The organism is Priestia sp. HNGD-A6, from assembly GCF_045784335.1.
GTDB classification, from domain to species: Bacteria; Bacillota; Bacilli; order Bacillales; family Bacillaceae_H; genus Priestia; species Priestia zanthoxyli.
Genome location: NZ_CP138621.1, coordinates 1642783 through 1655646, shown reverse-complemented (window position 1 = coordinate 1655646; position 12864 = coordinate 1642783). Strand labels below are relative to the sequence as shown.

Here is a 12864-nt window from a genome sequence, read left to right as displayed (position 1 = left end):
ATTCATTGTCTCTTCCTTTGCTTAATATATTGATAAAATAAATGAAGTACCTATGTAAGTCATTATTCTTATCTTGAAAAAACTTTTCTGAATCAAAATTACTGAAAAAATGACAAATTTAATCATTTTCCTGCACTTACTTACAAATTATATTATAATAAGAGCAAAAAAGAAAGATATAGTAAGGGAGACAATATATGAAAATTTGGATTAATATTCTAGCAGTCATGGTTTTTATTGCCGCAATTTCAGCCGGAAAAGTGTATTGGAACAACAAGGTATCAGAACAATCTGTTTCCAGGCCAACCAAAGTTGAAGCTTCCAGTGATGCAAGTAATGCAGAGGCTACTTGGAAAGAACACGCTCAAAATCTACCAAAGTCTATCAAAACTAAACTTCAAAAAGCCGAGCAGACAAAAACACCGTTGAAGCTAGTTATTGTTGGATCAGCACCGCATGAAGAAGTAAAAACTACTTGGGGGAAGCTGTTGAAGAAAAAAATTGAAGATACATATGGTTCTTCCTTAATCCAAGTTGAAGTCCGTGAATATAAGGATATGACAACCTTACAGTTTATCAAAAGCGATACATATAAAGAAATTGCCAAGGCAAGTCCAGATGTTTTGCTGTTTGAACCGTTTCTTTTAAATGATAACGGCGTAGTAGGCATTGAGAATACGTTAGACAATGTAGATATTATCTTGACGTACTTGAAACATCAAAATGAACAGCTGGTTACGATTCTTCAGCCGTCAGCTCCGGTTTATAAAGCAAATAATTACCCATCTGATGCCAAGGCATTAGAAGAGTTTGCAAAAGAAAATGACTATGAATATATTAATCATTGGAAAGCGTGGCCGGACTATCAGTCAGAAAAGATTTCAGCTTATTTAACACAAGCGCCTGGTCAGCCTAATGACAAGGGAGAACAGCTGTGGGCACAGTATTTAGAACAGTATTTTACAAATTCTAAATCTAATTAGTAAAGAGCAAGCCTAACCACTTGGTTAGGCTTGTTATGTTTTATAAATAGAAGCACTGGCAAAATGCATTTCAAGACACAATGAGAGCTTGTAAGACATAAAACTTATACATAAGAAACCATTTCTTTTTATATAGAAAAGTCGGCAAGGGGTCTATGATATAATATAATTCATGGAATACTATCCATGATCTGAGGCATAGAAAGAGGAGAAAAAAATGATAGATATATATACCAATATCTTGCCAAATGTGAACAGTGGTCCCAAAAGTGTAGAAGAGTTTTTAGAAATGGCAAATGTATTAGTGAAACAAGGAGTAACAGAAGTCGTAGCAGCCCCTCTTTATGACGGAAAAGATTCCAGCTATAGAGAAGGTGTCGATCTTGCGAATGAATGGTTAAGAAAATCTTCTATTTCGTTAAGCGTTTTACCAGGTCAAAAAGTAATTGCCTCTACCAATATGATTGTATCAAATGAAGAGTATTACACGATGACAATAAATGAAAATGAAAAATATATGTTTTTACACATTCCACAAGACGTGGAAATTGAAGTGTTAGAAAATATTGCTTACGAGCTTCAGCTAAAAGGTATTGTACCGGTTTTAAATGAGCCTGAGTGCCATTCATTATTTGTGGAAAACCCTCCGCACTTGTACAAGCTCGTAAAAAATGGAGCAGTCGTTCAGCTGTCTGCACAAAGTGTGCTGGGCGGCAACGGCAGTAAAGCTAAAAAAGCAGCTTATCAGTTCATTGATCACGGATTAGCACACGTTATTGCATCAGGTGTAAATCGTGAAAATTACCAGCAGTACGGCCTGCAAAAAGCTTATTCAGCCGTTTCTAAAAAATACGGAAACAGTAAGCTCTATCATTTTATGGAAAATGCAGAGGCTATTGCGAGGGGGAAGGCTATTTATAAACAAGAGCCTGAACGCATCAAAAAAACAAAATTTCTAGGAATCTTTTAACTTTTCCCTTTGTACCCTGATTAACTTCTGTTTAATCAGGGTATTTGCATACAAAGACCTATTTTAGACCCTTCTTTTATCATCATTATTTGGAGTTATTTTACAAATTATGTTTGCGTTTTCACATAGAGTGATAGTAAAATATTGTTAGTTAAGTAGATGACAGGAAAGTACGCGGTTTTCCGGGGTTCGTGGTGGTAAATGTCGAGAAGAATACATAGTTTCACACGAGAAATCGTCGTAGAATAGAGCTATACAAGACGCAGGGAGGGAAATAAAGTGATTGATATTCATACGTACATATTGCCTAATATCGATAGCGGACCTGAGGAAGTAGACGGCTTTTTGAAGATGGCACGCTCCTTAGCGGATCAAGGTGTTCAGTCCGTTGTGGCGACGCCGCTTTATGACAGCGATCAAGAGTTTATGAAACACCATTTATTTCTCTATGTAAATGCAGCTAATGAATGGCTCACAAATTCATGTATTCCTCTACAAGTCTTACCAGGTCAGCTTGTCCCTTTATCGCCTCAACTTCTGCGAAACTATGAGCGAAATCAGCTTCTTACGCTTAATCACACCGATAAATATTTGTTTCTTTCACTGCCTGACTATGATGTCTCACCTTATTTTGAAAAGATACTGTCTGATCTTCTAACAAAAGGCGTTGTGCCTATTCTTCGTTCACCAGAATGTCATCCGATTTTCCGAGATCACCCTGAGCGCTTGTATGAGCTTGTTAAAAAAGGCGTACTCGTTCAGCTAAGCGCCGCTAGTATTCTTGGTTTAAACGGAAAAAAAGAAAGAAAAGCGGCGTGTACGTTTATCAAATACCGCTTAGCCCACGTGATTGCCTCCGGCGTTCATGCTCGCAATTACCACGACTATTCACTTTCAAAAGCGTATGATTACATTTCCGATATGTACGGTGCGTCAGAACTTTATTTTTTTATTGAAAATGCAGAAGCGATTATCGACGGTCGTCCGGTGCATCAATTAGACCCTGAGCCGATGAAAAAATTTAGTTTATTTAAATTATTTAGCTGAAAACAAGGGACTTTTCCACAAAAATGGGAAAGTCCCTTGTTTTGTCTTTCTTTCATTGTGGTATGGAATAGAAACAAAGTTAAAGAAAGGAAGGCTGAATATGATAAAAACTACAGCTGGAAAAGCAGCTATGTCGGTATTAAAAGAATGGAAGATTGATCACATTTTCGGTATGCCGGGAGATTCAATCAATCATTTTATGGACAACCTGCGCAGTGAAAAAGATGAAATCGAGTTTATTCAAGTCCGTCATGAGGAAGTAGGCGCACTTGCGGCATCTTCTTACGCTAAGATCACGGGTAAAATCGGCGTGTGTCTGTCAATTGGAGGGCCGGGTGCAATTCACTTGTTAAACGGTTTGTATGATGCTAAAGCAGACGGTGCACCGGTGCTGGTGCTAGCCGGACAGGTGCCTCGTGCGAAGCTTGGTAATGAATCGTTTCAAGAAGTGAATTTAGAACGTGTTTTTGACGATGTATCGGTGTTTAATCACCGAGTAGATTCGCCTGAATCATTTCCGCATCTGCTGCAGCAAGCGATTCGAACGGCTTACGCTAAAAAAGGTGTAGCGGTTCTAGTTATTCCAGATGATATTCCGTCTTCAACAATTAAAATTGATGAAAAAACGCCAATTGCTAATGTATCAAAAACCATTTCTCACAGTGACCCGGAAGATGTAGCTAAAGCGCTTTTAGCCATTAAATACGCAAAAAAACCGGTTATTTTAGCAGGAACGGGTGCCAAGCACGCCAAGCTTGAATTAGCGCAGTTTGCAGAAAAAATTGCGGCGCCGATTATCTTTACGCTTCCGGGCAAAGGAATACTGCCTGATCATCATCCTTATAACCTAGGGCAGCTCGGTCAAATTGGGACAAAGCCGGCGTATGAAGCGATGGAAGAGACCGACTTATTGATTATGGTGGGAACATCGTTTCCGTACCGTGAGTTTTTACCGGACGGAGTTGAAGCGATTCAGCTGGACTCTGACGCCACACAAATTGGCAGACGCTATCCTGTATCGATTGGCTTAGTCGGAGACTCGAAAACGACGCTGTCACAGCTTGCGCATAATTTAGATCATCAAGAAAACCGCCGCTTTTTAGAAGAGTGTCAAGTTAATATGGAAAACTGGTGGAAGCACGTAGAAAAAGAAGAAAACGAAGTGAGTACGCCAATCAAGCCGCAGCAAGTTATTCCTAAGCTGCAAAAAATCGTAGATGATGATGCGATTGTCTCTGTTGATGTTGGGAACGTGACGGTATGGATGGCGAGACATTTCCGCATGACGAATCAAAAATTTGTCATTTCAAGCTGGCTGGCAACGATGGGCTGCGGACTTCCAGCTGCAATTGCAGGAAAGCTTGCTCATCCTGAAAAACAATCGGTAGCCGTTTGCGGTGACGGAGGCTTTACGATGGTCATGCAAGACTTTGTGACGGCTGTGAAGTACAAGCTGCCAATCGTTGTAGTCGTCCTTAATAACAGTGAAATCGGCATGATTAAATATGAACAAGCTATTCAAGGTCACTTGGATTATCAAACGCAGCTTGGTAAAATGAACTTTGCGAAGTTCGCTGAATCGTGCGGAGGAATTGGCTACCGCGTTGAAAAATACGAAGAGCTCGAAACCGCTTTTGAAAAAGCAGCGCTTGCGAATGTTCCTGTAGTGATTGATGTCGTTGTCGCAGATGAACCGCCGCTTCCAGGCAAAATTTCATTCGGACAAGCGGCCAATTATTCGAAGCACATCATGAAAAAGTTCTTTAAAGAACATGAGCTCGAAATGCCGCCGCTTCGAAAAGGACTAAGCAGAATGCTTTAATTAGTGACTCTCCTTACAGGAGAGTCTTTTTAGGAGGGATATCATGGGAGTGTTTGAAATCATTTTACTTATTTTTGGTGCGGTCATGATGCTTGTGATTGTAGTGCCGGTTATTATCGCTATTATTCTTTGGATGAAAGATGAAAAACAAGAAGAGCATTCGGTTTTGAGAAACTATCCGCTGCTCGGGAAAATGCGCTATATTTTTGAGAAAATGGGGCCTGAACTGCGTCAGTATTTATTTTTAAATAATAATGAAGGCAAGCCGTTTTCTAGAAATCAATATGAACAAACCGTTAAGTCAGGCAAGTACCTCAACCGGATGATGGGGTTTGGCTCAGAACGTGATTTTAGCGAACCGGGCTATTATATTCGAAACGCGGTGTTTCCAAAGCAGCGCGACGAAATGAAAGCGGATAATACGCAAAAAATTAAAACGAAAGTATATAAAATGGACGCGGATAACTTATTCAGCCGAAGAGAGCACCGAGAAGAAAAAGAAGCGGATCCGTTTTATTTGCGAGATGAAGATGCGGTCGTTATAGGTCCTTCATGCAAAAATCCGTTTGTTGTAAAAGGATTAATCGGTCAATCAGGCATGAGCTTTGGTGCGCTTGGTGACCACGCGATTACCGCTTTATCCCTAGGATTGGGACGAGCAGGCGGCACGTGGATGAACACGGGAGAAGGCGGACTGTCACCGTATCATTTAAAAGGAAACGTCGATATCATTTTTCAAATTGGGCCTGGGCTTTTTGGCGTTCGGACAAAAGAAGGCGAATTTTCATGGGAAGAATTTAAAAAGAAAAGTGAAATGAAACAAATCAAAGCATTTGAAATTAAGCTGGCACAAGGAGCTAAAACGCGAGGCGGTCACGTAGACGGTTCAAAAGTAACCGAAGAAATCGCAGAAATCCGCAACTTAAAGCCAGGAGAATCGGTAGACAGCCCAAACCGTTTTAAAGAGTTCGCGTCGTATCCTGAAATGTTTGGGTTTATTGAAAAACTTCGAGATGTAGGCGGCAAGCCGGTAGGCATTAAAATGGTTGTCGGAAACACAAATGATCTTGAAGAAATGGCGGCGTATATGAAAGAGACGGGAAGCCGTCCTGACTTTATTACGATCGACGGAGCAGAAGGAGGAACGGGCGCATCGTTTCAAGAATTAGCGGACGGAGCGGGCGTACCGCTGTTTTCAGGCCTTCCTTTTGTGGATGAACTGCTTAAAAAGTATGGCGTTCGTGATGAAGTGAAGCTTTTTGCATCAGGCAAGCTGTTAACGGCTGATAAAATTGCGACTGCTTTATCACTGGGTGCCGACTGCGTAAATATTGCCAGAGGCTTTATGTTTTCCGTTGGCTGTATTCAAGCGCAAGTTTGTCACAATAACCGTTGTCCCGTGGGCGTAGCGACAACAGATCCAAAGCTGCAAAAAGCGCTTATTATTGAAGAAAAGTCATACCGCGTGTGCAACTACGTGCTGTCATTACGTGAAGGATTGTTTAATTTAGCCGCAGCTGCCGGCATTGATTCACCAACGAAGTTTTCAAAAAAACACGTGGTGTTCAAAAACAGCAGCGGACAGTTAGCTGATATTTCTGTAAAGGAAAAGATGTACGTATAAAAAAGCTGCCGGTTGGCAGCTTTTTTATTGTCTTCTTTGAAGCAAATGCAGGCAAAACTCTAAGTCTTTTTGAAGATGCTCTTGCATTAATGATTCTGCTTTTTCAGCATTGCGTTCTTTAATCGCTTTATAAATGTCTTCATGTTCGTCAATTAAAAACGGGCGGTTGTAAAACACCACAGTGTGACGGAATAAGTAAATGATCGACTGCATGCGGTCGATGATATTAATCATTACATCATTGTTGCTTGCGTTCACAATAATAGCGTGGAACCGTTCATTTGCGTTCATAATTTCTTCAAACGAGCCGTTTCTTCCGATGTCTACGCATTCCTTTAATTCTTCTAATTCGTTATCAGACAAAAAAGTCGCAGCAGCTTTAGAAGCTGAACCTTCTAGCAGCATTCGCACTTCAAACAAGTTGCGTAAATCTTTTTCTGTCGGCGACACCACTTTTTTTCGAACAATCAGTCCTTCATATTCTAAGCGTCTGATGGAATCACGAATTGGCGTTCGGCTGAATCCAAGCTCGCTCGCTAATTTTTCTTCGACGATTTTTGTACCGCCTTCAAGCTCACCGTTTAAAATTTTATCTCGAATCATCTCATAAGAAGGGTGATGAGACGAACGAGAACCTTGATTTCTTAACATACTCTACTTCACCTCTAGCATTCGACACGAGAAAATCTCGTCTCTTTCTCTCTTTATTTTTTATCATTTTGTACGCGTATACCCAAATCATACTATAACTTGTGAAAAGGTGGGACGGAAAGTTTCGCTTTTAGAAATAAATTTCATTTAAAAAAAGGCTAGACAAATAAATAAAATGCGAATATGATGAGTGTATACAAAATTATCAGAAATGTATACAAAAAATATTTTAACGTATACATTATTTTTTTGGAGTATATTTGAAAACGTATACAACAAGGGGAGGAAACGAAAATGACAAAACGCGTTGGATTTATTGGACTTGGAATTATGGGAAAACCGATGACACTCAATGTATTAAAAGCAGGTTTTGAGGTAACGGTTTACGATATTAATAAAGCAGCAGTGGAAGAAGTGAAAGCAGCAGGAGGATTTGGAGCAGAAAGCCTTGCTGAAGTTGCGGTGAACAGCGACGTGATGATCACGATGCTTCCAGCTTCACATCATGTAAAAAGCGTAGTTCTTGGAGAAGAAGGGTTGATTCATAGCGCAAAAGAAGGAAGCGTTATCATCGATATGAGTTCCATTTCACCGGTAGCATCAAAAGAAATTGCGGCTGAACTTGCACAAAAAGGAATTCATATGCTAGACGCTCCGGTCAGCGGAGGAGAGCCAAAAGCAATTGACGGCACGCTTGCGATTATGGTCGGAGGAAACGAACACATCTTTGAAAGCGTTTCATCCATTCTTCATGCGATGGGAGCAGAAGTAACGCTTGTTGGAGACAATGGAAGCGGCGTAACGGCTAAGCTTGCAAATCAAGTGATTGTGAACTTAAACATTGCAGCAATGTCTGAAGCACTTGTATTAGCAGCTAAAGCAGGCATTGACGTTGAAAAAATGTATCAAGCGATTCGCGGCGGATTAGCAGGAAGCGCTGTATTAGATGCAAAAGTACCGCTTATTTTAGACCGCAACTTTGTAGCAGGCGGACGCATTGATATTAACTTAAAAGATATGACAAACGTGATGGGAACGGCTCATGACATTGGCGTACCGCTTCCGCTTTCAAGTCAGCTTGTGGAAATTTTCCATGCGTTAAAAGTAGACGGAAAAGCAAGCGATGATCACGGCGGAATTGTACAGTACTATGAAAAATTAGCAAACGTTGAAGTGAAAAAGAAGGTGGAAGCATGATTAAACAAGATGCAAAACGTCTTGTAAGCGACGTGTTTAAAGACATTCCAGCGGTCGATGAGGCACTTGTACAAAAAATGCTCGACGAAGAGCTTCTGACGTTCAACCAAAAAATCATTGTGCTAGACGATGATCCAACGGGCGTTCAAACGGTTAACGGTATTTCCGTGTACACAGACTGGAGCAAAGAGAGCATCAAGCAAGGATTTTTAGAAGAAAACTCCATGTTTTTTATTCTAACAAATTCACGCGGATTTACCGCTTCTGAAACGGAAAAAGCCCACAAAGACATTGCTGCTGTTATTACAGAGGTAGCGGCTGAAGTAGATAAAGAGTTTTTAATTATCAGCAGAGGTGATTCAACTCTTCGCGGTCACTATCCGTTAGAAACAGAAGTGTTAAAGAAAACCGTTGAACAGCACTCCAATCAAGTGCTCCACGGCGAAGTGATTTTTCCTTTCTTTAAAGAAGGCGGACGATTCACAGTTGATAACATTCACTACGTGCAAGATGAAGACTACTTAGTGCCGGCAGGAGAAACAGAATTTGCAAAAGACCGTACGTTTGGCTACAGCAAGTCTCATTTAGGTGAGTGGGTAGAAGAAAAGTCAGAAGGAAAATTCAAAGCAAGTCATACGACGTATATTTCGCTTAGGAGCATTCGTGCCCTTGATTTAGTGACGATCACCAATCAGTTAATGGAAGTGAAAGACTTTAACAAAGTCGTTGTGAACGCAGTGGATTATGTAGACGTGAAAGTTGTGACGATTGCGCTTCTTCGGGCGATGAAGCTTGGAAAGCACTTTATGTATCGAAGCGCTGCGGCTCTAACAAAAGTAATGGGCGGCGTGAGCGACAAAGATCTTTTAACAAAAGAAGAGCTCATTAAAGAAAAGTCGTCAAACGGCGGATTAATTATGGTTGGCTCGCACGTTAAAAAAACAACGGAGCAGTTAGAAGAATTAAAGAAATGCAGCTTCATTGAATTTATTGAATTTGATTGTCATCTTGTCTTAGAACCTGAAAAGTTTGAAGAAGAAGTGAACCGTATTATCAATGAAGCAGAGAAGCTTATTTCACAAGGTCAAACGGTAGCCGTCTATACAAGACGCGAGCGCTTAGATCTTGGCGAAGGGAAAAAAGAAGAAGAGCTTAAATTATCGGTAAAAATTTCAGATGCGGTTACAAGCATTGTTCGCCGCTTGAACGTTCGTCCAAACTTTATCGTTGCAAAAGGTGGCATTACGTCAAGCGATATCGGCGTAAACGGCTTATCCGTAAAGCGCGCGACGGTTGCTGGACAAATCAAACCCGGCATTCCGGTATGGGTAACGGGAGAGGAAAGCAAGTTTCCGGGCATTGCGTACATCATTTTCCCTGGAAACGTCGGAGCCAAAACAACGCTTCGTGAAACAGTTGAATTACTAAGTAAATAGAAAGAAGTGAACGTACGATGTGCGTTCACTTTAGAAAATATTTGAAAGCGTATACATTATTTGGATGTACGTACATGAAAAATGGTCACACTAAGGGGATGAACATATGAATTCAGTATTCGGATTAAGTCATGAAGCAAGTCTTTTGCTGTATGCGATTGTATCGATTGTTGGACTTATCTTTTTAATTGCTAAGTTTAAAACAAATCCGTTCGTAGCACTGATTGTTGCGGCTTTGTTTATGGGTCTTATTTCAGGAATGAAGCTGCCTGATATCGTAACGGCTTTCCAAGAAGGAGTAGCGAGCGTCTTAGGATTTATCGCGATTGTTCTTGGTCTTGGAACGATGTTAGGTAAAATGATGGCAGAGTCAGGCGGAGCTGAGCGTATTGCCCGCACGTTAATTAAAGTATTCGGTGAAAAGAACGTACACTGGGCAATGATGGTTGTAGCCGTTATTTGTGGTATTCCAGTCTTTTTCCAAGTAGGGGTTGTGTTATTAATTCCGCTTGTATTTGTAATTGCCAAGCATACGGGTACGTCACTTATTAAAATTGGTTTATCATTAATTGCCGGTTTAGCCGTTGTTCACAGTTTAGTACCTCCACATCCAGCAGCGATGCTAGCGGTGGATATCTTCAAAGCAGATTTAGGTAAAACGATTTTGTATTCATTAGTTGTGGCATTCCCAGCTGCAGCAGTGGCAGGTCCTATTTACGGATCGTTCATTTCACGCCGCGTTCACGTAGAGCCAACGGGTGAAATTATGGAGCAGTTCACAGAGTCAAAGCATAAAGATCTTCCTGGCTTTGGAATTACGTTATTCACGATTTTACTACCGGTACTATTAATGCTTTTAGCAACAATTACTGGGTTTGTTTATCCAGAAACAAGTACGATTCGCTATGTAACAAACTTTATCGGAAGCCCAATCGTAGCGCTATTAATTTCGCTAGTGTTTGCTTTTTATTCGTTCGGTTTTGCAAGAGGATACAACAAAGATGATTTATTAAAATTCACAAATGAATGTCTTGGACCCGTTGCTTCGATCATTTTAATCATCGGTGCAGGCGGCGGTTTTAACAAAATTTTAACAGCAAGCGGTGTAGGTGACGCGATTGCAGGATTTGCTCAAGATGCACATCTTTCTCCTATCGTACTAGCGTTTGTGATTGCCGGGTTAATTCGTGCAGCAGTTGGTTCAGCAACAGTGGCAATGACAACAGCAGCAGGTATTGTAGCACCCATTGCAGCAACCATGCCAAACGTAAGTCCAGAGCTATTGGTGCTAGCAACAGGCGCAGGTTCTGTAATGCTATCGCACGTAAACGATTCTGGCTTCTGGTTAATCAAGGAATTCTTCAACATGTCAGTGGCCCAAACGTTAAAAACGTGGACAGTGATGGAAACGATTCTATCATTTGCGGCGTTTGCAATGGTTCTTATTTTAGACATTTTTATTTAAAAGAAAGGCGCTGGCTTCAGCGCTTTTTTCTTTGGATATTAAATATATTCAAAACATTTCAAATAATGAGAAAAAAAGACTAGATTTTTCCCGTTTCGATAGTATAGAATAGTTATAAAGTAGCAAAGGGGGTAGATGTATGACAAATAATGAAAACTATCAAATTGGTTTGACGACAAAAGCATTGATTCCAGTGAACGACCCTATACACTGCACAAAGGTGCTGGATGAAGCAGGAGAATACATGCTAAGAAAGACGTGTAAGCAATTATTAGAAGAAGCGTGCATTCGGGAATTAAGTACGTTTAAGGGATCGATTGCCGCCGTTCGAAAAATGTTTCCGTACAAACAGCTTACGCCGCTTGTTATTAATCGTTCACAAGCCATCATTGCGTTTCCGACATCTTCGCCAAATGACTATGGCTGCGCCTGGATTTTTGCCTCTCATGTTCATACTTCACACACGCTTGCTACAGTTGATCCAACCTCCATGCTAATTCACTTCAAAGATGGAACGTTCATTCCAGTGAAACTTTCTTATTATAGTTTAGAAAAAAAGCTGGCCAGAGCGGCTGTTATTCGTAATTACTGTTTAGAAAGTCCGGTTGTCTTGGCATGATCGTTCGATTTATCGAATAAACTTGTCCTACATATGAACAATCGTTTGGACTACACATATGAATGAAAGGAGGAAGCTTATGATAAGCTTCCTCCTTTTCTTACTCCTGAAGAAGCGAGGCCTTTAGCTTTTTGCGGGCTGCTTTTCCCCAGTTTTTAACGGCTCCCGTGGAGACTCCGTATTTGTAGGCAATATCTTTATACGAGTAGCCTTCTAACAGATGTTCGAGTACATAGATTTTTTCTCTTCCCGTTAAATGTTCGATATGCTGCTTGATGATTTCACTTTCTAGCGGAACGGGAAGAGCGTGATCTTCGTTTAGTGAAAGTAGGTTCTGCTCAGCTGGTGTTTCCCGTTCTTCGTATAAAATGGTGCCTTTTAAATGAGATAGGATCGTACCGCGCACGGTTGTGTAGGCATAAGCGGAAAAAGAGCCTTTGCTTTCGTCAAATTTTTGATACGCTCTCCATAAACCAATTAACGCAATTTGATAATATTCGTCGTAGTCTTTGTAAATATGAAATTTTTTAATCATCGACACAATTAATGGATGAAAAGATGAAGCGATTTGATCAAACGAGCTTTTTTGCATGTAGCATTCCTTTTTCAAAAACGCGCTTTTGCTGTATTCCGCCGGTATCTCTACTGTACAAGGGGAAGATCACATGTGCGAATGAGCGTACATTATGTTTTCTTTTTAAGAAACGTGACGTAATTTCCCCGGAAACTTCACGTTTCGCTAGGAAATATGCGAAGTATACGTGTATTTGTAGAGATTTTACGTACGAAAGGTCCCCCATTCCAAATTCTACTAATCTATACTATTTATATATCGATGTAGCAACTCTACCATCACGGAAGAGCGGTGATGGTAGAGTTGCTAGACCTAAGCGGCAGTCACCCTCCCTTGCGGGTTTGCGCCTGCCGCATATGTGAACCTTTTTGGGCAAATTCAGTGAAGTATTTTTGTGGTTGTCCTTTTGTGTTTTCTATTGAATGTAAGTTGGGTGGGCAGAATATAGTTGGTTTTTAAAAAGTGGGTAAAGGGGA

11 protein-coding genes are annotated in these 12864 nt (G+C 40.7%); 9 read left to right on the top strand and 2 right to left on the bottom strand.

Features of this window, described 5'->3' with window-relative positions; all coding sequences use genetic code 11:
- Positions 1-197: 197 nt before the first annotated feature.
- The 5 genes from SCI76_RS08420 (at position 198) to SCI76_RS08400 (ending at position 6446) form a co-directional block, all read left to right on the top strand.
- A complete protein-coding gene (locus tag SCI76_RS08420) occupies positions 198-983 on the top strand; it encodes an SGNH/GDSL hydrolase family protein (RefSeq protein WP_099330711.1) in 786 nt (261 codons plus the stop codon).
- Positions 984-1200: 217 nt separating this feature from the next.
- Positions 1201-1953 carry a CpsB/CapC family capsule biosynthesis tyrosine phosphatase gene (locus SCI76_RS08415; RefSeq protein WP_407545138.1) on the top strand — a complete coding sequence of 251 codons (753 nt, stop codon included), beginning with the start codon at positions 1201-1203 and terminating at the stop codon, positions 1951-1953.
- A 279-nt stretch (positions 1954-2232) separates the two neighbouring features.
- Positions 2233-3000 carry a tyrosine-protein phosphatase gene (locus tag SCI76_RS08410; protein ID WP_098332214.1) on the top strand — a complete coding sequence of 256 codons (768 nt, stop codon included), beginning with the start codon at positions 2233-2235 and terminating at the stop codon, positions 2998-3000.
- 100 nt (positions 3001-3100) lie between these two features.
- Positions 3101-4822, top strand: coding sequence for a pyruvate oxidase (locus SCI76_RS08405; protein ID WP_407545137.1), 1722 nt, complete (start codon positions 3101-3103; stop codon positions 4820-4822).
- Between the two features lie 43 nt (positions 4823-4865).
- Positions 4866-6446: an FMN-binding glutamate synthase family protein gene (locus SCI76_RS08400; RefSeq protein WP_407545136.1), complete on the top strand. Its 1581-nt coding sequence runs from the start codon at positions 4866-4868 to the stop codon at positions 6444-6446.
- 24 nt (positions 6447-6470) lie between these two features.
- On the opposite strand, the gene SCI76_RS08395 is transcribed toward SCI76_RS08400, so the two are convergent.
- On the bottom strand, positions 6471-7097 hold the full coding sequence (locus SCI76_RS08395; RefSeq protein WP_342835663.1) for a GntR family transcriptional regulator: 627 nt from the start codon (positions 7095-7097) through the stop codon (positions 6471-6473).
- 294 nt (positions 7098-7391) lie between these two features.
- Between SCI76_RS08395 and garR the strand changes: the two genes are divergently transcribed.
- The 4 genes from garR to SCI76_RS08375 all read left to right on the top strand — a co-directional run bounded on the left by garR (position 7392) and on the right by SCI76_RS08375 (position 11814).
- Positions 7392-8294 (top strand): 2-hydroxy-3-oxopropionate reductase, encoded by a 903-nt coding sequence (garR, locus tag SCI76_RS08390; protein ID WP_407545135.1) that lies wholly within the window; start codon positions 7392-7394, stop codon positions 8292-8294.
- Positions 8291-9730 (top strand): four-carbon acid sugar kinase family protein, encoded by a 1440-nt coding sequence (locus SCI76_RS08385; protein WP_221832824.1) that lies wholly within the window; start codon positions 8291-8293, stop codon positions 9728-9730. The genes garR and SCI76_RS08385 overlap by 4 nt, the downstream gene beginning before the upstream one ends.
- Positions 9731-9836: 106 nt before the next feature.
- Positions 9837-11195 carry a gluconate:H+ symporter gene (locus SCI76_RS08380; RefSeq protein WP_013055857.1) on the top strand — a complete coding sequence of 453 codons (1359 nt, stop codon included), beginning with the start codon at positions 9837-9839 and terminating at the stop codon, positions 11193-11195.
- Between the two features lie 139 nt (positions 11196-11334).
- Positions 11335-11814, top strand: a complete 480-nt coding sequence (locus SCI76_RS08375; RefSeq protein ID WP_048020218.1) for a competence protein ComK — start codon at positions 11335-11337, stop codon at positions 11812-11814.
- 100 nt (positions 11815-11914) lie between these two features.
- On the opposite strand, the gene SCI76_RS08370 is transcribed toward SCI76_RS08375, so the two are convergent.
- Positions 11915-12406: a sigma-70 family RNA polymerase sigma factor gene (locus SCI76_RS08370; RefSeq protein WP_045293088.1), complete on the bottom strand. Its 492-nt coding sequence runs from the start codon at positions 12404-12406 to the stop codon at positions 11915-11917.
- Positions 12407-12864 lie beyond the last annotated feature (458 nt).

Excerpts from the sequence above, each read along its gene's own strand:
- SCI76_RS08380 (WP_013055857.1), top strand. The coding sequence starts at position 9,837 with ATGAATTCAGTATTCGGATTAAGTCATGAAGCAAGTCTTTTGCTGTAT.
- SCI76_RS08415 (WP_407545138.1), top strand. The coding sequence starts at position 1,201 with ATGATAGATATATATACCAATATCTTGCCAAATGTGAACAGTGGTCCC.
- garR (WP_407545135.1), top strand. The coding sequence starts at position 7,392 with ATGACAAAACGCGTTGGATTTATTGGACTTGGAATTATGGGAAAACCG.
- SCI76_RS08400 (WP_407545136.1), top strand. The coding sequence starts at position 4,866 with ATGGGAGTGTTTGAAATCATTTTACTTATTTTTGGTGCGGTCATGATG.
- SCI76_RS08375 (WP_048020218.1), top strand. The coding sequence starts at position 11,335 with ATGACAAATAATGAAAACTATCAAATTGGTTTGACGACAAAAGCATTG.
- SCI76_RS08395 (WP_342835663.1), bottom strand. The coding sequence starts at position 7,097 with ATGTTAAGAAATCAAGGTTCTCGTTCGTCTCATCACCCTTCTTATGAG.
- SCI76_RS08405 (WP_407545137.1), top strand. The coding sequence starts at position 3,101 with ATGATAAAAACTACAGCTGGAAAAGCAGCTATGTCGGTATTAAAAGAA.
- SCI76_RS08385 (WP_221832824.1), top strand. The coding sequence starts at position 8,291 with ATGATTAAACAAGATGCAAAACGTCTTGTAAGCGACGTGTTTAAAGAC.
- SCI76_RS08370 (WP_045293088.1), bottom strand. The coding sequence starts at position 12,406 with ATGCAAAAAAGCTCGTTTGATCAAATCGCTTCATCTTTTCATCCATTA.
- SCI76_RS08420 (WP_099330711.1), top strand. The coding sequence starts at position 198 with ATGAAAATTTGGATTAATATTCTAGCAGTCATGGTTTTTATTGCCGCA.